Genomic DNA, 20,251 nt, shown 5'->3' on the forward strand with positions numbered 1-20,251 from the left:
AGAGAGACGACGAGAGTAAGTAAGTAAGTAAGTAAGTACGTACGAAGAAGAATAAGTAAGTAAGTAACGTAAACGTAAACGTAAAGTAATAATATATATATCACGTTTTTTTGTTGTGATGTAAGGGGGGAAAGGAGAATAGGAAAACTATGTTAAAATACAAAGAAAAGTAAAGGGGTTCCTGTTTGTTAATGAACAGGAGTGTGGATTTTTTTAATAATGAGGGGGAAACTATTAGATGGCAAACTACGAAAATGAAGAAATGCTAACGGGAGGGAATGTTTCAAACGTATATCGTTCGGAAGATACTGTTCGACGAGAATTAAAGAAAGGCAGTACGAAAATTCATAAGTTATTAAATCATTTGGAAAACAAAGGTTTTAGTTATGCACCAAAGTTTTTAGGTATTGATGATAAAGATAGAGAGATATTATCATTTATTGAAGGGAAATCCGGTAATTATCCTTTAAAAAAGTACATGTGGTCTAATGATGTTTTAAAAGAAATAGCGAAGATGCTTCGGCTTTATCATGATGCTGTGAGTGATTTTCCTTTATCAGATGATTGGAAACCGATGGATAATACTCCAAATAATATAGAGGTTGTATGCCACAATGATTTTGCAATATACAACATTATTTTTAATAACGAAAAACCAGTAGGTATTATTGATTTTGATGTTGCGGGTCCTGGACCAAGACTTTGGGACATAGCCTATACTCTTTACACTTGTGTCCCATTAAGTAGAGTTTATTATAAGGAAACAGGTGAGGCGGTTTATTATAATTCATTACAGCATGCAGACCGTATAAAGCAAAGAGTTAAATTGTTTTTTGAATCCTATAAAAGTGATGGCATGGTCGAGGAGTATTTGGAGATGGTACTTCTACGATTAGAAGGATTATGTAAATACATGAAAAGAAAAGCACTAGAAGGCGATATGAACTTCCAAGAGATGATAGATGAAGGGCATCTTGAACATTATGAAAATGATATTCAGTTTATTCGTAAACATGGAAAAGAGTGGATTTAATAAAATAAATCGTATACAAAAATAAAGCTCAGAGTCATATAGGGACTTTGAGCTTTTTAACGTATTAGTGTAGATGTTTTCCGCAATAACCCAACTACTTATAACAGATGTCTTTTACTATATTAATTTAGCATAGTTAAGAGTTTGTTACAGGCTGAGCTGTAGTAATCGGTAATTGGATATCGACAGTTGTTCCTATGTTTAATTCACTGGAAATGAATAATTTTCCGTGATGCTCTTGAATGATTTTATAGCACATCATTAAGCCAAGGCCAGTTCCTTTTTCTTTCAAGCTATAAAAAGGTTCGCCAAGACGAGCCATGCGCTCTTCAGGAATCCCACAACCTTCATCAATAATGCGTATTGAAACAAAATCATTTTCTAACGAAGCTGTTTGAATGAATATGTTACCACCATCAGGCATCGCCTCAATTGCATTTTTTAATATGTTAATAAAAACTTGTTTTAATTGATTACTGTCACATTGAATGTCAGAAATATAATCGAAATGATCCATGATGATATGAACGCTATGCATAATTGCTGTTGGTAAAATAAAAGTTACAACTTCTTCAATTAATGCCTGTACGTTGCATGTATGAATAGATAACACTTGTGGTTTAGACATCGCCATAAATTGGCTTGTTATAGATTCCATTTGTGAAATTTCACTCAACATAACGTCCACATACCATTTATTTTCCTCATTTATTTCTGGATGTAATAATGTTAAAAATCCTTTTAATGAAGTGAGTGGGTTTCTAATTTCATGGGCAATTCCAGCTGTCAGTTGTCCTACTACTGCAAGCTTTTCGGATTTTCGTAATAACTTTTCAGTTTCTTTTAGTTCGGTAACGTCCCTTCCCATCACTATAAGACCTTTGCGTGAGCCATCAGGGTGGAAGAGTGGGACCTTTGAAATACTTAAAATTAGGTCGAAATCATCTCTATGTATAATAAATTCCTCTCCGTGAAGAATTTGTCCTTTTTGCCATGTTAGTTCATCAACTTCTTCACAATGCAAAAAAGCTTCCCGATACGCTTCGTTATATTGAATGAGTTCATTATCTCTTTTTCCATGATAAGGAACGCTATGGAAATTGAAACAAGAAAGCGCATAGTCATTCGCTTCAAGCCAGCGCCCTTCATGATCCTTAAAAATAACAAACGCAGGCATTGAATTCATTAATGTGCGTAATCGTTTCTCACTCTCTTGTAATGCTTTCTCAATTCTTTCTGATTTTTCAAGGGGTTTCATAATGGCGTATACACCTGTTAAACGGTTTTCAACAAAAATAGGAACTAATTTTGTTACGACATCTAGTGAATATCCGTCTTTATGATAAATAGAGACAATATACTCTTTTTGATTGTCAGCTGCAGTATTTTTTATGTATTGTAGTATTTGATCAGAAATATGTGCTTCTAAAATAGAAGTGATTATTTTTCGCTCTAATTCGCTAGAAGTATAACCTAATATTCTTTCAGCAGCGGGGTTAATATGTAAAATAACTCCTTCTAAATTCAATGAAATAATACTATCAGGATTATGTTCAAAAAGAGATGCATACATTTCAGCTAAAGAACGATTTTGTATATGGTTTCGCAAGCGTCCAGATACGTTCGGATGACGCTTTTTTTGAGTAGATGAATATTTTTTACGACTCATAATATTTCCTCCGTACAACTAGCATCTAAAAAAAGATTAATCTAGTACTAACTATAATATAGGTGCAATGTGTATTTCTATAAAAAATGGAAATTATATAATAAATTTTCTTTTTTATTTTTAGTAGAAGGTAAAAAAGGTAGTAATAAGAGAATCTTATATTGCCTTATTAATTTTTTCTAAGTTACATGAATGTATTTTTGTTATAACATTAGAATAGAAGAGGGGGAAGGAATATGAAAAATTATATTCAAGGAATTGATCATGTACAAGTAGCGGCGCCAGTAGGATGTGAAGAAGAAGCACGAGAATTTTATGGTAATAAAATTGGTATGGAGGAAATCCCAAAGCCAGAGGAATTAAAGAAGCGTGGTGGGTGTTGGTTTAAGTGTGGAAATCAAGAGATTCATATCGGAGTTGAGCAAAACTTTAATCCAGCTAAAAAAGCGCATCCAGCTTTTTATGTTTTGAAAATTAATGAATTTAAACAAGAGTTAATAAAGCAAGGTGTTGAAATAATAGATGATAATGCACGACCAGATGTGATTAGATTTTACGTGTCAGATCCGTTTGGAAATCGAATTGAATTCATGGAAAATAAAAACTAGGTGGAGGTCCACCTAGTTTTTTACGCTTTTCTAAACAATCCTAATACTTCAACAGTCTCCGTAATATTAACGAATGCATGAGGATCAATTTCGGAAATTGTTAGTTTCATACTTGCTAACTCTTCACGAGAAACGACTGTCATAAGTACACGTTTTTTCTCGTTTGAATAAGCACCTTCACCATCCAGTAATGTAATTCCGCGTACTACAGTTGAAAGAAGCTTTTTTTTCATTTCTTCTGCTTGATTTGTTACAATCATAAGTGTAACTTTACGATGCTTCGTATGAACGGCATCAATTACTTTACCAGTTACATAAATTGAAAGTAAGCTTGTAAGGGCAACATCCCAAGTGAAGAAAAATCCTGCAATGACAACAACAACAGTATTTAATGCAATAAGGAATCCACCAAGTTTAATATCTCGCTTACGAGATAACAACATACCGATAATATCAAATCCACCAGTTGAACCATGGCAGTTAAAGACAAGACCAATACCAGCTCCGGCGATGACACCGCCAAATACAGATGATAAAAGTGGATCTGTTGCTACGACTTTTACTGGAACATAGTATAATGCAACAGATAATACAATTACAGAAACAACCGTGTTAAAAATTACTTTTTTTCCAAGACCTATGTATCCTAAAATAAGGATAGGTAAGTTCAATACAAAGTTAATAATACCTGTGTTTACAGGGGTTACAATCCCTAAAATAATAGCAATTCCACCAATTCCACTACTTAAAATTTTATGGGGGATAAGGAAAAGATTAAAGGCAATTGCAATAATAATAGAACCAAAAATAACACCAAGAAATCTGACCATCTCTTTCCCGTCCTTCACTAAAAAATCATATTATTTCAAGATTATATATGAAATTGAAAGTTTTAGGTAAAAACAGTTTATTTCGGAAAATTAGATTAATCTAAACAATTTGAGTATTTGGGTATTTGATGATTTGAAAGGGGATACAGATATGAAGATAACAACATATCAACAGAAAAGTCCTTTAAAACAAGAATGTGAGGATTCATTTTTTTGTAATGAACATAACATGATGTACGGTGTATGTGATGGAGCAACACCGCTCGTTCCATTTTGTGATGAAGAAGGACATAATGGAGCATACATCGCTTCGCATTTATTTGCAAGTCATTTTACTTCGTTAAGGGAGATTAATAGTTTACAAGGTGAAGTTGCAAAGGCGAATGAACTAGTGCAAAACAAGATGCTAGAGTACAAGGTTGATACGAGAAAAAAAGACCATCTGTGGTGTACATGTATTGCAGCAGTTCAAATAGAAGGCGAGAAACTTGAATATGCACAGTTAGGTGATTGTATGATCGTTGCAATACTTCAGGATGGAGCGATAAGAGTATTAACGAAAGATACAGTTAAGGGAATTAGTAAACGTGCAAAAAAGAAGAGAGAAGAGGATCGTAAAAAAGGATTACCAGTCCCGGAAGAACATGTTTTTCAAGATGCTCGGGAGCAGTTAAAATACAATCGCTATCTTGCAAATATGCCAAACGGTTACTCAGTTGCAAATGGAATGAAAGAAGCGATAAACTATTTACAACATGGTGAATTACATATAGATGAAGTGAGTGGGATTTTTATTTGTTCAGACGGGCTATTCCACCCAGATTGGTCATTAGAACAAATTGTGGTATATATAAGAAAGAATAGTATAAAAGAATATGTAGCAATCATTGAAAGGCTAGAAGGAGAAAATAGAATAAGACCAGATGATAAAACAATTATTATAATTGATTTTTAAGGGGAGGAAGTTCAAATGAAAATTAAATGTTTAAATTTAACATTTCAAGATGAATTAGTTCCTTTAGAGAAAGTAAATAAACTGATTATCCACCATACGTCAGAAGCTGGATGGGATGTGTATAAAACTCACGAATTTCATCAAAAGGTAAGAGGATGGAGCGGGATTGGTTACAATTATTTTATTGAAGAAGATGGAACTGTAGTCGAAGGGCGAGGTTTACATATTGGAGCACATGCGAAAGATAATAATAGTGACACAATTGGAATATGTATGACGGGAAATTTTGATAAATATGATCCAACTACTGCACAAATGAATTCATTATATTCTTTATGTAAAATGTTTATGAAGCAGTTTGCCATAGAGAAAGGAAATATACTCGGCCATAGGGAGTTAGAAGGGGTTACAAAAACTTGTCCAGGAAATCGCTTTTCTATGGTAGAGTTAAGAAAAGTATTATCTTAAATATAGAGGAGTAACGAATGATGATGAACATAAAAATACCAAATGATAAAAAAGAAGAGCTTGTAGCACAGATTCAGCAATTTTTTGTTGAAGAAGATTTAGATGAGATTGGACGTTTCCAAGCAGAACGTTTAATAGAAGAAATGATAAAGTTAGTAGGACCATTTGCATACAATCAAGCAATTGGAGATGCAAGAAAACTTGTGACTGAAAAATTAACAAATATTGAAGAAGATTTATATGTGTTAGAGAAGAATGAGGGTAAATAAAAAAGAGCCATCTGGCTCTTTTTTATTTGTTTTCTTTATGCTCTGTATATTCATGTATTTTTTCTTTTACATTACCGATTGTGTCTTTAGCAGTGCCTTTCACCTTATCCCATTTTCCTTCAGCTTGTAATTTCTTATTGTCGGTTACTTTCCCGACAACTTCTTTTACTTCGCCTTTTACTTTATCAATTGCACCTTCTACTTTTTCTTTTAAACCATGATCATGCTTTGTCATACATTTCTCCTCCTTGTAGTTTGAGTAGAATTCTCTTTTCATATTGCAAGTTGAATGATGTATCTAGTAATAGCGTAACAAATCTAGTTCGAATATTCAAATGATTAATAGGATAGAAAAGAAATTGTCATAAAATGTATAAGTTTGTAACGGAAAGAGAAAGAATGTTAATTACATGTCTTTCGCAGTCCATATTGATTTTGTATAAGCGATTTTCATATGGGCACGTTCCATATTATTTTGACTGCCGCTACCAAAGCGAGCTTGTCCAACTATTAAATTGCAATTGGATTCAACAGCGGTCTCAATCCGTTTTTGAATTAATGCAGTATGACAACCTTTACGTTGAAATTCTGGTAAAGTAGCAGAAGCAGCTAGTGAGGCAATACCTTTATTTACATACAGTACACCAATGCCTGCAGGGATATTTTGAACTTCAGATATGAAAAAATGCCAGCCTGGTTTATTGTAAAGAACTTCGTTATTTTGATGGACACCATCTTTTGTAAAAGACGGCATATTAAATCCGCGTACATAAATATCTGCAAAAGTATGAAACTCATTTTCTTTCAGTTTGCGTACTGAAATGTTAGACGAAAGAAGTGATGAATCTTCTCTCGGTATACTATATAAAGCAGTATGGAAGCTAGATTGGTAAAAACCTTTTTGAGATAAGTGTTGAAATAGTTCAGTTGTGCCTTGCGCTGGTGTGATTTCAAAACGGCAAGGAATTTGTAGTGATTGATAATAAGAGATGATTTCATCTATCTCATCTGTATTTGTAAATGTAATGCCTTTTATCGTATTAAAAGCAGGACCAGCAATTACTTTTGATGAAAAGGCAGTGGCATTCCCGAATTTTTTCATTTGTACTTGCATTGGGTTTTCTGACATCGTTTGTAATGCCTTTAATCTAGAATCTAGCATATCTATTTCTGCATTTTCAATTTCTTGTGCTGTATTGACTGTCATAATAGTACTCATACGATTCCTCCGTCAATAAATATATTTCATAGTACATATACGATGTTTGTTCTGAGATTCCTGTTGAAATGTAAGAGAATAAGAAGTTTTTTGGAAGGGAAATGGAAGTGAACTGTCGAAGGGAGTAGAAACAGATTAAAGGTGGTGCTCTCATGAAACAGAAAGACGTGCAGACATGCTCTAATTGTGGTTCTCATAACATAGGAGAAGGGGAGTTTGTCGGTTATGCACAAATACGGAAAAAGGAGACGATGTTCACATCTTCACCAGTAGATGCTTATATTTGTACAGATTGCGGAAATATCCTTTTATTAAAAGTACGAAATTATGAGAAGTTTAAGCAGAAGCCGTTATGATTGTTAAGAAGTGTTTTTATTAGGGAAGTTAATAGGAGTAATATTTTACATATATATGAGTATGCCTTATATAAAAAGATGACAACTTATACTGTGTGGGATGCTTCACAATCGTTGCATGTCATACAAAAATGTATAGAAGAAATTGTAAATCAATATAAGGAAGAAAAATTAGCCTCTCTTGGAATATTTCATATCGAAAACTCCTTTAAATGAATAAGGGAGTTTTTTGGGTTTTTTAATAACGATAATTACCTTTAATTGTTATAATTGGTTATTAGGGTGGGCTATTTTATTAACGCCATAATCATAGAAGAAAATTAGCTACATCGTATACAAAACCGCTATATAACATAATCGCAACCGTAAGTTGACAAAGTGCAACCGCAGGAATATAGAGATAAGGGCAATGTTTACCTACAATTTAGTTAAGAAAACAAAGGGGGACACACATATGGGATTTGGTGAAAAGCTTTTTAAATTAAGAAAGGAAAAGGGCCTTTCTCAAGAAGCATTAGCTGAGAAATTAAACACAACAAGGCAAGCGGTTAGTAAATGGGAAAACGGTCAAGGTTTTCCAGAAACTGAAAAGCTAATAATGATTGGAAATGTATTTGAAGTATCGCTTGATTACTTATTAAAAGAAACTGCTGAGCAAAGTAATGAAAAGGAACATGGTTATTATGTAAGTAAGGAAATGGCAGAAGGTTATATAGTGTATGGACAAAAAATTTCTAAGTATATTGCGTTAGGATTTAGTTTGCTCATTTTATCGACAATACCGTATTTACTATTTAAAGAAAATGCAACAATGTCTACGTTCCTGATCATTATTATTGCAGTGCTTGGGATTGGAGCAATGATGGTACCTGTAACGATAGAAGAGAGTCGATACAATGTATTGAAAAAAGAAGAACTACTATTTGATCAAAACTTTCTAAAAGAATTGACAAAAAGATATGCGACTATTAAAAAGAAATATGCTGCAGTAGTGGTTGTTGGATTTTGTTTCATAGCAGCAGGGGCAATCCCATTTTTATTTGAGAAAAAACGAATCACTTCAGGAGAGTTGGTGCAGTATTATCCTTACTGTGTAGTACTTATTGCTATTGGATTCTATCTTTTTGTTCGTGTTTTAGGAGTGTTAGAGACGTATCGGATTTTAGTAGAAAATAAAGAATATAGTAATCGTTTCATTTTTAAACTGAAAAAGAAAGTAAGGCAAAAGGTAGATAGTTTATAAAAAATAAAAAACATGTTTCGGATCATTGTATTCAAAGCATGTTTTTTATTGTTCTGAATTATTTCCAAAGGAATAATTCAGAAAATACAGAAAAATATCGTAATTATTTGTAGAAGTCTGTTATAATGAACAGAATGAAAACGCTTTAAAGGGAGGATGTAAACAATATGATGATGAATGTACCTCTAACAATTAGTTCTATGATGGAAAGGGCAGAAAAACTATTCCCAAAGAAAGAAATCATTTCACGGACACATGATACAGTTACGACATTAACGTATAAGCAGCTGGGGGAAAGGACAAGAAGGCTTTCAAGTGCGTTAAAAAAGCTTGGAATTAAAGAAGGCGAGCGCATAGGAACGTTAGCGTGGAATCATCATCGACATTTGGAGGCATATTTTGCTATTCCAGGTATTGCTTCCGTTTTACACACAATTAATATTCGTTTATCTCCTCAACATATTTCATATATTATTCAGCATGCAGAAGATCGCATTTTACTCATTGATGAAGATCTCGTACCACTCGTTGAAAATATTCAATCACAATTATCAACGGTACAAGCCTACATTATTATGACTGATAAAGATGAACTTCCAAATACTACACTGGAGCCTGTATATCATTATGAAAAGCTATTAGAAGAAGGCGATCCAAATTTCCAATTTGTTAAAGATATTGATGAAAATACACCTGCTGGCATGTGTTATACGTCAGCGACTACAGGGAATCCAAAAGGTGTTGTTTATACACATCGTAGTACAGTGTTGCACTGTATGGCACTCGGATTAGCGGATACGACAGCTTTATCGGAAAGTGATGCAGCAATGGCTATTGTGCCAATGTTTCATGTGAACGCTTGGGGACTTCCTTTTGCGGCTACTTGGTTTGGGGCAAAACAAGTTCTTCCGGGGCCGATGTTTACGCCGAAAATTTTATTAGAAATGATTCAAACTGAAAAAGTAACGATAGCTGCAGGTGTGCCGACAATTTGGCTCGGTGTTTTACAGGAGTTAGAAAATAATAGTTACGATTTGTCTAGTATGATTCGAATTGTATGCGGTGGTGCAGCTGCACCGAAAAGTATTATTAAAGCATTTGAACAAAAATATAATGTTCCTTTCGTGCATGCATATGGTATGACTGAAACAAGTCCAGTAGTAACGTTGGCACGTTTAAAAAGTTATGAAACAGATTTAGCGTATGAAGAACAACTTGAGATTCGTTCGAAGCAAGGATATCTTGTTCCTGGTGTAGAGATGAAAGTAGTCGGTACAAATGGTGAAGTAAAGTGGGATGGTACGGAGATGGGAGAACTATGTTTACGAGCACCATGGATCGCTGCAAGCTATTATAACGATGAGCGTACTGTCGAAGGTTTTCGTGATGGTTGGTTATATACAGGAGATGTCGTTACGGTTGATGAGGAAGGGTGCGTAAAGATTGTTGATCGTACGAAGGATGTTATTAAAAGTGGGGGAGAATGGATTTCCTCAGTTGACCTTGAAAATGCTCTAATGGCACATGACGCTATATTTGAAGCGGCTGTCGTTGCAATTCCACACCCGCAGTGGCAAGAGCGTCCAGTTGCCTGCGTTGTACAAAAGAAAAATAGCACTGTTACAAAAGAAGAACTATATGAATTTTTAAAACCACAGTTTGCGAAGTGGTGGTTACCAGACGATATCGTATTTATGGAGGAAATTCCGAAAACATCCGTTGGGAAGTTTTTAAAACAGGCGCTTAGGAAAGAACTTGAGCATTTGCATAAAGGAAAATAATTGAATCTAAGTTTGTAAACTCGTTTGGAAATAAGGTTGACAAAGGGTGGATAGAAAGATAATATAACTCCTGTAATATGTTATCTAAAATCTAATTTAAGTTTACAAATAGGAGAAGCAAACATGAATACAAAAAACTTAGTTTTCGTCGCTTTATTTAGTTCGATTATGGGAGTGCTAGGGTTAGTTCCTCCAATTGCTCTTTCTATAACACCAGTTCCTATTACATTACAATCGCTTGGAGTTATGCTTGCGGGTGGGTTGCTAGGATCACGTCTAGGTGCGCTAAGTCAGCTTATTTTCTTACTTATTGTAGGAGTTGGGGCACCACTACTTGCTGGTGGACGCGGGGGTCCAGGCATATTTGTTGGGCCAAGTGCAGGATATTTACTTGGTTATATCGTTGGGGCGTTTGTAATCGGTTATTTAATTGAGCGTTTACATGAAGTTTCTTTTATAAAAGTATTATGCATTAATATAATTGGTGGTATTTTCGTAGTTTATGTATTTGGTATCATTGTACAAGCTTTCGTAATGGATATTTCCGTATGGGAAACGATGAAAGTAAGTGTCGTATTTTTGCCAGGTGATTTCATAAAAACGATTATAGCAGCAATTCTCGTGACAAGATTACATCGCTCATTGAAACATATTATTACGCCCGCTTTGAAGAATAGAAAATATACAAATGCGGGATAAGAGGGAAGAAACACGCTAATTGCGTGTTTCTTTTTATTATTTTGTAAAGAAAGGACGTCTCATATGGGGATTACAAAAGAATATAAACAGCATGCCTCTTTACAACCGAATAAAATAGCGATTAAGGAAAATGATAGAGTTTTAACATATAAAGAGTGGTACGAGTCAGTTTGTAAAGTAGCAAACTGGTTGCATGAAAAAGAATCGAAGAATAAAACGGTAGCAATTATTTTAGAAAATCGTGTTGAATTTTTGCAAATATTTGCTGGAGCAGCGATGGCAGGGTGGATTTGTGTGCCACTAAATATAAAGTGGAAGCAAAATGAGCTTGAGGAAAGAATAGCACTTAGTAATCCAGATGTTATTGTTGCAGAGCATTATAGATTGAAAGATATATCGAGTGAAGGCGGAAATATACAATCAATTGATGAGTGGAAACGAATGATTGGGATGTATAACTCTACATATCAAACGCTAGAAAACAGTGGGAATAACCCTTTTTATATGGGATTTACATCAGGATCTACTGGAAAAGCAAAAGCATTTTTACGTGCACAAAAGTCGTGGGTCCATAGTTTTGATTGTAATGTACATGACTTTCATATGGAAAATACAGATTCTATTTTAATAGCCGGAACACTCGTTCATTCTCTTTTCTTATATGGTGCAATAAGTGCATTATATTTAGGGCAAACGGTGCACATAATGAGAAAGTTTGTACCGGTTCAAGTGCTATCTAGTGTAGAGGTAGAGAATATTTCTGTAATGTATACAGTCCCTACAATGCTAGAGTCTTTGTATAAAGAAAATAAAGTAATTAAAAGTGAAATGAAAATTATTTCGTCAGGAGCGAAATGGGAAGCTGAAGCGAAAGAAAAAATAAAGCATATGTTTCCTTATGTAAAAAGATATGAATTTTATGGTGCGTCTGAGCTAAGTTTTGTAACAGCATTGGTCAATGAAGAGAGTGAAAGAAAGCTAAATTCAGTAGGAAAACCTTGCCATAATGTACAAGTTCGAATATGTAATGAATCAGGAGAAGAAGTACGGACAGGCGAGATAGGAACTGTGTATGTGAAAAGTAATCAGTTTTTTATGGGCTATGTATCGGATGGAGCTATAATCCCGCAATTGACCAAAGATGGTTGGATGACAGTACAAGATGTGGGCTACCAAGATGAAGAAGGCTTTATATATATCGTTGGTAGAGAGAAGAACATGATTTTATTTGGAGGAATCAATATTTACCCAGAAGAGATAGAAAGTTTGCTATATACGCATCCAGCTGTTGAAGAAATTGTTGTTGTCGGTATAAAAGATAGTTATTGGGGTGAAAAGCCTGTCGCTATCGTAAAAGGAAGTGCTACGAAGCAACAATTAAAGAGTTTTTGCTTACAACGATTATCATCTTTTAAAATACCGAAAGAATGGCACTTTGTTGATGAAATACCTTATACAAATAGTGGGAAGATTGCTCGTATCGAAGCAAAAAGTATGATTGAAAACCGGGAGAAGATATATGAATAGGGCGGTTATTGTAGAAGCGAAAAGAACACCTATTGGTAAAAAAAACGGGATGTTGAAAGATTATGAAGTTCAGCAATTAGCAACGCCACTTCTTACGTTTTTAAGCAAAGGAATTGAGAGAGAAATAGATGATGTCATATTAGGAAATGTCGTTGGACCAGGAGGTAACGTTGCAAGATTATCTGCTTTAGAAGCAGGGCTCGGTTATCATCTACCTGGTGTAACGATTGATCGGCAATGCGGTGCTGGATTGGAAGCCATTCGTATCGCATGCCATCTCATTCAAGGCGGGGCAGGTAATTGTTATATTGCAGGAGGAGTAGAGAGTACAAGTACATCACCTTTTCAAAATAGAGCGAGGTTTTCGCCTGAAACAATTGGTGATCCTGACATGGGAGTAGCGGCTGAATATGTTGCAGAGCGTTATAACATAACGAGGGAAATGCAAGATGAGTACGCTTACCTTAGTTATAAACGGACACTGCAAGCGTTAGAAAACGGATATATACAAGATGAAATATTGTCTTTTAATGGATTATTAGATGAATCTATAAAGCGAGAAATGAATTATGAAAGAATGATTAAGAGAACGAAACCTGTATTTTTACAAAATGGAACAGTAACGGCAGGGAATTCGTGTGGTGTAAATGACGGGGCATGTGTTGTTCTTGTAATGGAAGAACGACAAGCTCGGAAATTAGGATATAAGCCTGTTCTTCGTTTCGTTCGTAGTGCTGTAGTTGGAGTGAATCCGAATCTTCCAGGAACTGGTCCGATATTTGCAGTGAAAAAATTATTAAAAGAAATGAATGTAAAAGTAGAGGATATAGATTATTTTGAAATAAATGAAGCATTTGCTTCAAAAATTGTGGCATGTGCAAAGGAGTTACAAATTCCGTACGAAAAATTAAATGTAAATGGTGGTGCAATTGCGCTCGGTCATCCGTACGGTGCGTCTGGAGCTATGCTTGTAACACGCTTGTTTTATCAGGCTAAAAGAGATCATATGAAATATGGAGTTGCGACATTAGGAATTGGGGGCGGGATAGGGCTTGCTCTATTATTTGAAAAAATAGAAGACTAGCTCCTACACTAGTTTTCTATTTTTTGAGGAGTATAAACATTGCTACCAGGTTTTGCTTTTATTTCATTCCAAGCAGCGATAGCATCAGCTTTTGATTTTCCTTTGTTATTTGGATCTTCGAAAAAGTCACGAGTAAAACGATTGTATTCAAATTGTGTGCCGATAGTTGTTTTATAGGATGGGTCTTTTTTACGTTCGTTTTCTTCGTACCAAAACGTTATCGCGTCTTCATATGTTTTTCCGATATTCTCTTTAAAAAACTTTTGAAGAACTACTGTAAAGCGAAAGTTTGCTCCAATTTTTTCTTTGAAGAAAGTACGAACTTCTTCACTACAGCGGTGATTTTCAGTAATAATCGTTTGAAGAGAAAGATCTTTATAAGAGAGGGAAGTTTTACTTCCTTTTTGGTGAGAACTATTTTTAAATATTTTACCCGTTGCTAAATAATGAGAGATACGCCCGCTTATTTCAATTTTAGAGCCACTAGCTGGTAAATCGTGCTCACGACAAAATGTTTGCAGTTCTGTTTTTAGCCAATAATAGTTTTGGAAATCTTCGAGTGATATAGATTTGGTTAAAGGTGGACGCATGAACATAACAACTTCTTTCTTCCATAATTTTCTTTAATTATAAAACATACGTTCTTTTTGTGGAAGGATTAATTTGTAAATATAATGGGAAGAGGAGATTACATATGGAAAATGTAATGCAAGTTCGTGTTACCGGAATTTTAACTGAAGATGAAAAGGTGTTACTAGTAAAGCAAAAAGTTGCTAATCGCAATTGGTCTTTACCTGGAGGAAGGGTAGAAAATGGTGAAACGTTAGAAGAAGCAATGATTCGAGAAATGAGAGAAGAAACAGGGTTAGAAGTTAAAATTAAGAAGCTACTCTATGTTTGTGATAAACCAGATGCTATCCCATCTTTATTACATATTACATTTTTGCTTGAAAGGATTACAGGTGAAATCAAGCTTCCGTCTAATGAATTTGATCTTAATCCAATTCATGATGTACAAATGGTAGCGATAGAAGAATTAAGTAGTTATGGTTTTTCTGAGAAGTTTATTAAACTTGCATCTGAAAAGTTCTTGAATGCAGGGAGTTATCAAGGATTAAAACAAAATATTGGTTTGTAAACATAAGAGGAGGCTGTTATTGTGCAGCAGCCTCCTCTTACCCTATAAGCTGTGTTCATTACCGTATTTTGTCGGTAAATCGATATTTTATATAGAATCGTTGATATATTGCGAGTTGTGATAGATATATTAGCAGAATCGTTCATATAATTTCATTTACTGCTCCTAAAGTAGAAAACAAAAAGAAATGCCACCTAGTCAAAAATCTTCACTAGATGATATCTCTCTCATAAAATAATCTACACTGCAGATTGTAAAGAAGAAACAAGTTGATTTAAAAACTCATCCCCAGCCATAATCGCTTTCCCACCACCACGAGCACTCTTTTTATTTCCTCCGCCTTTTCCTTCAATTGTAGGAAGGGCATCTTTTAAAAGAGCATTCATATCGAGTGTCACTGCTTTACCACAAGCAAGAATACATTGTAATTTGTCCTCATTTTCAATAACGAAGTATGTAATTGCATGTTCTTGTTGTTCTGTAATAATAGCAGACAGTTTTGCAATTTCTTGCATAGGGCGGTTTGTAAATACTTTAGAAATAAGTATTCCACCGTGTATTTCTGCAGGCTGTTGCAGTAGTTCATTTGCCTCTGCAAATAATAACTTTTCATTCATTGTTTGTATTGCTTTTTCGTTTTCTTTTTGGGATGTAAGAAGTTGGGATACTTTTGCTGGAATATCAGCTTCGCTACTGTTTAATTGTTTAGAAACATCTTTCATAATTTGTTGTTGTTGACCCATTAATTTTAGTGTGCGCCAGCCAGCGATAAACGTTAAGCGTATACCACCTTTATTGCGCTCCCATCCTAGTACTTGAATAGGACCTACTTCACCAGTGTGTTTCGGATGCGTTCCGCCACAGCCGTTGTAATCATAGTTTTCGATAATAACAACGCGTATATTTTCTGTCATAGTCGGTTCTTTGCGAAGAGGTAATGTTTTCGCTTCTTCTAAGTTCATCCACTCTATACGGATCGGATGGTTTTCAAAAACAATTTTGTTGGCAATTTGCATAGCCTTTTCAACTGTTTCTGCATGCAGATTTTCCGTTTCTAAATCAATTGTTATCGTTTCTTTTCCGAGGTGGAACCCAATTGTTGGTATGTTAAAATGATCCCAAAAAGCAGCAGATAAAATGTGCTGAGCTGTATGTTGCTGCATATGATCAAAACGGCGATCCCAATCTATTTTACCCTCTACTTCTTCTGTATGTAATTGTTCTACTATGAAATGACGAATTTTTCCATTTACTTCTTCAACGTTACTTACCGGAATACCATTTAAAGTTCCAGTGTCGTGTGGTTGTCCGCCACCTGTTGGATAAAATGCAGTTTCATTTAAGACAACATATAAGTTTCCTTCTGTACAATAATCTTGCTTTATAACTTTAGTAGTAAAGTCTTTCTTATAAGCGTCGATGTAATATAATTTTTGCTCCAATTTTCTTTCCCCTTTCGTGTTAGCTAGTTTCATTGTAAAGCAATTGAAATTAGTTTCCTAATATTTCAGAAGAAAGAAACTATTTTTAGAATTTTCTTGCTATAATAAGAAGAAAATGCGGGGGTGGAATGAATATGTTATATGAAAACGGCGTAGATAAACTGCTTAGTTTAAGTAGAAATATTTCTGAATTATATCGAGAACTAAATGAAATGACCCGGATTTTAACGGATTGTAACCGAGAAAGTGTGAAATTTGATCGGTTATATGTAAAGGAGTTACTTTGGAAGAAAGAAGATGTACTAGAAAAATATGACCAACTACTTGTACAACTTTGTATTAATGAATGCTTTGATTTAAAAAGTGTCATTACAGGAGAATATAAGTATACATACGAAGAAGTAGAAAGCATAGTTTTACAATTTAATGAAGCGTATAATGTCGCAATTTTAATTAAAGATGTTTGTAAGGAATTACAGTTTACATATGGAATTGATATGGACATAACGAGAACAGCTCGGGTACAAACATCTCAAGTATAAAAAGGGAAAAGAAAGCAGATCCTTTGCTTTCTTTTTTTTATGTAAGAACAGGGAGAGCAGGTTTGAAGATGAAGGGAAAGTTACAAAATATTCATCCGTTAGGAATGACAATTATAATAGGGACTTTATTTGCGAGGTTCGCCACGTCAATGAGTATTCCATTTTTAGCAATTTATTTAACGACTGTTAAAGGGGTATCAGCTGGAATGACGGGTGCTATTATCGGAACGAGTGCACTTGTTGGAGTTTTTGCTAGCTTTATCGGAGGGAATTTATCGGATCGATTCGGCCGAAAGATGATTATAATATGTTCCATGATCGTTTGGGTGTTTGTATTTATAGGTTTTTCAGTTGCAGATCATGTTTTAAGTTTCTTTTTATTAAATGCTTTGAATGGATTATGTAGGTCCTTTTTTGAACCGACGTCAAGAGCATTATTATCAGATTTAACGAAACCAGAGTATCGGTTACTCGTCTATAACTTACGATACGGTGCAATAAATGTTGGGGTTGCGATTGGACCAATTGTTGGATTACAGCTCGGAAGTGCAAAATCAACAATTCCTTTTTTAGTAGCAGCTGGAGTTTACATTTTATATACAGCTATATTGGCGTTCCAATTTAAGAAGTATCCACTGGAACGAAAGAAAATAAATAAAGAAAAGCCCGTTACAATGTTAAATGCAATTCGTATTTTGCGAAAAGATGTAGTATTTTTAGTTGCTTTAGTCGGGATTATTTTGAGTAATAGTGGTTTTTCACAGTTAACCACGACAGTATCTCAATATTTTGCAAATGCACATATATTTCAGGATGGAGTGAAGTTGTTTTCATATATGCTAGCTTTAAATGCAATTACAGTAGTAGTTATTCAATACCCTGTTATTCAAATGTGTAAAAAGTATACGCCATTAGCGTCTATTATGGTTGGAACGTTATTTGTGAGCGGGGGATTGTTTGGATTTGGACTAGTAGAATCCATGTTAGGGGCAGCTATTTGTACCATTATTTTTACATTTGGAGAAGTGTTAATGTTTTCAATGACAGATGTATTTATTGATGAGATCGCTGATTCCAATCTGAAAGGAACATACTTCGGAGCGATGGGCTTTTCAGGAATTGGAGTAGTAATTGGTCCTTGGTTTGGAGGAGTACTTCTCGATTATTACGGGTACCAAAATGGATTTGTAGTATTTTCAGCGCTAGCTATATTTTCAACTGTAGCATTTCCTGTACTTTTAGTTACAAAAGGCTTATTGAAAAAAAGATATGATAGAAATTCTAATATAGAAATGCATGCGAAATAAAATAAGCCCCAGCAAGTTACTGGGGCTTATTTTTGTATTTATGTTAACTCTCAATTTGAAAAAAGAACCTTCTTTTCATGCTTATCGGCAACTTCGCTTTTGGAAATATGAATGGCTAAAAATCCATTCTCTAAGCAGGCTAGCATCTTCTTATAAATAATATTAGCGGGTAAAGGAATGATCCGCTGTAAAGAAGTATTTTTATGAAGTATGCATATGTTTAGGCCTGTCTCCATCTTTTTAATGAGTACATTTTGTTCGGTCACATTTGGTACATCTGTTTCCAAAATGTATTCTTGTTCTGTTTCACAAAGGTCAATATGAATTTGATTTGGAAAACTAAAATTACTACAAGAATCAGAACAAAATTGATCCATCCATTCTTCGAAACCATCAACATGAAAAAGACAATCCTTCTTTTTCTTGCCCATGTAAGACACCCTCCGTAAAATCTCAATTCATACTATGTTATGCATGAATGAACCAGGGGTGAAGAATAAATGGAAAAATATAAACATTGTATGTGGCAAAGGTAGCTAGTGTGAATGTTTTGTTTTACATATCATGATGCGCATGATTTTTTTGACGAGAATGATTACGGTTTTTTACCTTATGAGATCCGCTTAATGGCTCAGGTTGTCCTTTTTTTTCTTTAGATTCACGATTGTTTTTGCCCATTGTATATAACACCTCCTCTTCCTATTTAGAATGAGAGAAGTTTGCGAATTTATACGAGAATGTTTTTAGAAAAAAGGGTAAAGATAAATGGGACTAACTATTATGGAAAGGGGATTATATAATGCCATATCATAAAGATAAGCAACAAGCTTTTCAGGCTGCACAGCAAGGAGTTACACAAGCAGAAAATTCATTTAACAATATCGTGAAAAATGATCCGAACTACGGTCATGATTTAAAAGAGTTACGTCAAGAGGTTCAGGAAGCGTATGAACAGATTCAAAATGCACTAGAAGTAGCTTCGGAAACACAACGTCCACAACTTGAGCAATATGAAAATAATCTCCAAAATATTATGCGAAATGTAGATCAATTAGAAAAGTAAATGAGGTTGTTGAGTATTCGACAACCCTATTACTTTAACGAACGCTATGTTAAAACAGAAGATTTTTCTATTAGTTTTTTCTTTACTATGCGCAGTACATATATTTCAAGTGGAAAAAGTGGAAGCGAAAATGTTGCTCAGAAAAGAGCTAGAACCAACTGGCTATGTAACATGGGAAGTACCTAATAATGAAAAAATTATTGCAATTACATTTGATGATGGACCAGATCCAACTTATACACCACAAATATTGGATTTATTACGTCAATATAAAGCTGAAGCGACTTTTTTTATGATTGGATTTCGAGTTCAGCGTAATCCATATCTAGTAAAGAAAGTGCTAAAAGAGGGGCATGAAATTGGAAATCATACGATGAATCATTTGTATGCGAATAATTCATCAGATGAAAAATTAGAAAATGATATTTTAGATGGAAAGAAATATTTTGAAAAATGGGTGAAAGAACCTTTGTTATTCCGTCCTCCAGGCGGATATATTAACGATGCTGTATTTAAAACAGCTAAAGAAGCTGGTTATCAAACTGTTCTATGGTCGTGGCATCAAGACCCTCGTGATTGGGCAAATCCAGGTACTGAATCCATTGTAAATCATGTTGTGAAACATGCTAAAAGTGGAGATATTGTACTGTTGCACGATGGAGGTAGTGATCGTAGTCAGACAGTGGCGGCATTATCGAAAATTTTACCTGAGCTTAAAAAGCAGGGGTATCGATTTGTAACGGTTTCGGAGTTATTACGTTATAAACATTAGAAAAAAACCCAAAAGGCAGACATACCTTTTGGGTTTTTTATTACTGATTCTTTTTACGTTTCTTATTATTTTGTCGCTCTGCTGGAGTTAAAGGTTCATTTGCAAACTCTTCGTTATAACCAGCACCTTGCCCTTGTGCGGATGCAGCATTCATTCCTGAAATAGTATGATTTGCTTTTCGTTTATTCATTTTTCACACCTCTATAATGTTTTTTTATAGACGAACCATGAGTTGTTCATAGCATA

25 protein-coding genes and 1 pseudogene are annotated in these 20,251 nt (G+C 34.6%); 17 read left to right on the plus strand and 9 right to left on the minus strand.

The features are described from left to right. Positions 1-238 precede the first annotated feature (238 nt). Positions 239-1,033 (plus strand): phosphotransferase, encoded by a 795-nt coding sequence (locus CDB3_RS06265; protein ID WP_128853792.1) that lies wholly within the window; start codon positions 239-241, stop codon positions 1,031-1,033. A gap of 136 nt (positions 1,034-1,169) precedes the next feature. Here CDB3_RS06265 and CDB3_RS06270 read toward each other — a convergent pair whose 3' ends face one another. After that, complete coding sequence (locus CDB3_RS06270) at positions 1,170-2,702, minus strand: BA3702 family sensor histidine kinase (protein ID WP_128853793.1); 1,533 nt, start codon at positions 2,700-2,702, stop codon at positions 1,170-1,172. Positions 2,703-2,938: 236 nt separating this feature from the next. On the opposite strand from CDB3_RS06270, the gene CDB3_RS06280 reads away from it, so the two are divergent. After that, entirely contained in the window at positions 2,939-3,310 is a 372-nt protein-coding gene (locus CDB3_RS06280; RefSeq protein WP_071747691.1) for a VOC family protein, read from the plus strand. A gap of 20 nt (positions 3,311-3,330) precedes the next feature. Here the strand turns inward: CDB3_RS06280 and CDB3_RS06285 are convergent, their stop codons facing one another. Continuing rightward, positions 3,331-4,140, minus strand: a complete 810-nt coding sequence (locus CDB3_RS06285; RefSeq protein ID WP_016096337.1) for a YitT family protein — start codon at positions 4,138-4,140, stop codon at positions 3,331-3,333. 151 nt (positions 4,141-4,291) lie between these two features. On the opposite strand from CDB3_RS06285, the gene CDB3_RS06290 reads away from it, so the two are divergent. From CDB3_RS06290 to CDB3_RS06300, 3 genes are read left to right on the plus strand one after another with little or no spacing between them, the layout of a single operon-like run. Beyond that, the gene (locus CDB3_RS06290; RefSeq protein WP_128853794.1) at positions 4,292-5,095 is read left to right on the plus strand and encodes a protein phosphatase 2C domain-containing protein; all 804 of its coding nucleotides are present in this window, start codon (positions 4,292-4,294) and stop codon (positions 5,093-5,095) included. A 15-nt stretch (positions 5,096-5,110) separates the two neighbouring features. Beyond that, positions 5,111-5,563, plus strand: a complete 453-nt coding sequence (locus tag CDB3_RS06295) for a peptidoglycan recognition protein family protein (RefSeq protein ID WP_128853795.1) — start codon at positions 5,111-5,113, stop codon at positions 5,561-5,563. 17 nt (positions 5,564-5,580) lie between these two features. Beyond that, positions 5,581-5,832, plus strand: a complete 252-nt coding sequence (locus tag CDB3_RS06300; RefSeq protein WP_002076869.1) for a DUF2164 domain-containing protein — start codon at positions 5,581-5,583, stop codon at positions 5,830-5,832. Between the two features lie 22 nt (positions 5,833-5,854). Here CDB3_RS06300 and CDB3_RS06305 read toward each other — a convergent pair whose 3' ends face one another. Together CDB3_RS06305 and CDB3_RS06310 are read right to left on the minus strand one after the other, a co-directional pair. Then, positions 5,855-6,067, minus strand: a complete 213-nt coding sequence (locus CDB3_RS06305) for a CsbD family protein (RefSeq protein WP_002111160.1) — start codon at positions 6,065-6,067, stop codon at positions 5,855-5,857. A gap of 171 nt (positions 6,068-6,238) precedes the next feature. Next, a complete protein-coding gene (locus CDB3_RS06310; protein WP_128853796.1) occupies positions 6,239-7,051 on the minus strand; it encodes a GNAT family N-acetyltransferase in 813 nt (270 codons plus the stop codon). A gap of 152 nt (positions 7,052-7,203) precedes the next feature. Between CDB3_RS06310 and CDB3_RS06315 the strand changes: the two genes are divergently transcribed. The 7 genes and pseudogenes from CDB3_RS06315 to CDB3_RS06345 all read left to right on the plus strand — a co-directional run bounded on the left by CDB3_RS06315 (position 7,204) and on the right by CDB3_RS06345 (position 13,741). Continuing rightward, the gene (locus CDB3_RS06315; protein WP_071711348.1) at positions 7,204-7,407 is read left to right on the plus strand and encodes a hypothetical protein; all 204 of its coding nucleotides are present in this window, start codon (positions 7,204-7,206) and stop codon (positions 7,405-7,407) included. Continuing rightward, positions 7,408-7,596, plus strand: a pseudogene (locus CDB3_RS32935) (GNAT family N-acetyltransferase); the annotation flags it as partial. A gap of 265 nt (positions 7,597-7,861) precedes the next feature. Beyond that, positions 7,862-8,650 (plus strand): helix-turn-helix domain-containing protein, encoded by a 789-nt coding sequence (locus tag CDB3_RS06325; RefSeq protein ID WP_306295547.1) that lies wholly within the window; start codon positions 7,862-7,864, stop codon positions 8,648-8,650. A 167-nt stretch (positions 8,651-8,817) separates the two neighbouring features. Next, positions 8,818-10,431 (plus strand): long-chain fatty acid--CoA ligase, encoded by a 1,614-nt coding sequence (locus CDB3_RS06330; protein WP_128853798.1) that lies wholly within the window; start codon positions 8,818-8,820, stop codon positions 10,429-10,431. Between the two features lie 123 nt (positions 10,432-10,554). Beyond that, complete coding sequence (locus CDB3_RS06335; protein ID WP_128853799.1) at positions 10,555-11,130, plus strand: biotin transporter BioY; 576 nt, start codon at positions 10,555-10,557, stop codon at positions 11,128-11,130. A 63-nt stretch (positions 11,131-11,193) separates the two neighbouring features. Continuing rightward, positions 11,194-12,657: an acyl-CoA synthetase gene (locus tag CDB3_RS06340; protein ID WP_128853800.1), complete on the plus strand. Its 1,464-nt coding sequence runs from the start codon at positions 11,194-11,196 to the stop codon at positions 12,655-12,657. Beyond that, positions 12,650-13,741, plus strand: a complete 1,092-nt coding sequence (locus CDB3_RS06345) for an acetyl-CoA C-acyltransferase (protein WP_128853801.1) — start codon at positions 12,650-12,652, stop codon at positions 13,739-13,741. Before CDB3_RS06340 ends, CDB3_RS06345 begins: the two co-directional genes overlap by 8 nt. A gap of 8 nt (positions 13,742-13,749) precedes the next feature. Here the strand turns inward: CDB3_RS06345 and CDB3_RS06350 are convergent, their stop codons facing one another. After that, the gene (locus tag CDB3_RS06350) at positions 13,750-14,331 is read right to left on the minus strand and encodes a DUF6434 domain-containing protein (protein ID WP_128853802.1); all 582 of its coding nucleotides are present in this window, start codon (positions 14,329-14,331) and stop codon (positions 13,750-13,752) included. A 104-nt stretch (positions 14,332-14,435) separates the two neighbouring features. On the opposite strand from CDB3_RS06350, the gene CDB3_RS06355 reads away from it, so the two are divergent. Continuing rightward, positions 14,436-14,879, plus strand: coding sequence for an NUDIX hydrolase (locus tag CDB3_RS06355; RefSeq protein ID WP_128853803.1), 444 nt, complete (start codon positions 14,436-14,438; stop codon positions 14,877-14,879). 239 nt (positions 14,880-15,118) lie between these two features. Here CDB3_RS06355 and CDB3_RS06360 read toward each other — a convergent pair whose 3' ends face one another. Further along, positions 15,119-16,321 (minus strand): alanyl-tRNA editing protein, encoded by a 1,203-nt coding sequence (locus CDB3_RS06360; RefSeq protein WP_179139670.1) that lies wholly within the window; start codon positions 16,319-16,321, stop codon positions 15,119-15,121. A 134-nt stretch (positions 16,322-16,455) separates the two neighbouring features. Here CDB3_RS06360 and CDB3_RS06365 point away from each other — a divergent pair, with 134 nt between their 5' ends. Next, complete coding sequence (locus tag CDB3_RS06365; protein ID WP_128853805.1) at positions 16,456-16,863, plus strand: hypothetical protein; 408 nt, start codon at positions 16,456-16,458, stop codon at positions 16,861-16,863. Between the two features lie 68 nt (positions 16,864-16,931). Next, entirely contained in the window at positions 16,932-18,170 is a 1,239-nt protein-coding gene (locus tag CDB3_RS06370; RefSeq protein ID WP_128853806.1) for an MDR family MFS transporter, read from the plus strand. A gap of 50 nt (positions 18,171-18,220) precedes the next feature. Here the strand turns inward: CDB3_RS06370 and CDB3_RS06375 are convergent, their stop codons facing one another. Together CDB3_RS06375 and CDB3_RS06380 are read right to left on the minus strand one after the other, a co-directional pair. After that, on the minus strand, positions 18,221-18,601 hold the full coding sequence (locus CDB3_RS06375; RefSeq protein ID WP_128853807.1) for an Hsp20/alpha crystallin family protein: 381 nt from the start codon (positions 18,599-18,601) through the stop codon (positions 18,221-18,223). 124 nt (positions 18,602-18,725) lie between these two features. Then, positions 18,726-18,848 carry a small acid-soluble spore protein P gene (locus tag CDB3_RS06380; protein ID WP_000517651.1) on the minus strand — a complete coding sequence of 41 codons (123 nt, stop codon included), beginning with the start codon at positions 18,846-18,848 and terminating at the stop codon, positions 18,726-18,728. A 121-nt stretch (positions 18,849-18,969) separates the two neighbouring features. On the opposite strand from CDB3_RS06380, the gene CDB3_RS06385 reads away from it, so the two are divergent. Both CDB3_RS06385 and pdaB read left to right on the plus strand, forming a co-directional pair. Continuing rightward, positions 18,970-19,233 carry a hypothetical protein gene (locus tag CDB3_RS06385; RefSeq protein WP_001146300.1) on the plus strand — a complete coding sequence of 88 codons (264 nt, stop codon included), beginning with the start codon at positions 18,970-18,972 and terminating at the stop codon, positions 19,231-19,233. A gap of 46 nt (positions 19,234-19,279) precedes the next feature. After that, the gene (gene pdaB, locus CDB3_RS06390) at positions 19,280-20,005 is read left to right on the plus strand and encodes a polysaccharide deacetylase family sporulation protein PdaB (RefSeq protein WP_128853808.1); all 726 of its coding nucleotides are present in this window, start codon (positions 19,280-19,282) and stop codon (positions 20,003-20,005) included. A 40-nt stretch (positions 20,006-20,045) separates the two neighbouring features. On the opposite strand, the gene sspO is transcribed toward pdaB, so the two are convergent. Beyond that, a complete protein-coding gene (gene sspO / locus CDB3_RS06395) occupies positions 20,046-20,195 on the minus strand; it encodes a small acid-soluble spore protein SspO (RefSeq protein WP_097829070.1) in 150 nt (49 codons plus the stop codon). Positions 20,196-20,251: the final 56 nt, after the last annotated feature.

Origin of the sequence: Bacillus sp. CDB3 (assembly GCF_002081505.1) — a bacterium.
GTDB classification, from domain to species: Bacteria; Bacillota; Bacilli; order Bacillales; family Bacillaceae_G; genus Bacillus_A; species Bacillus_A cereus_AT.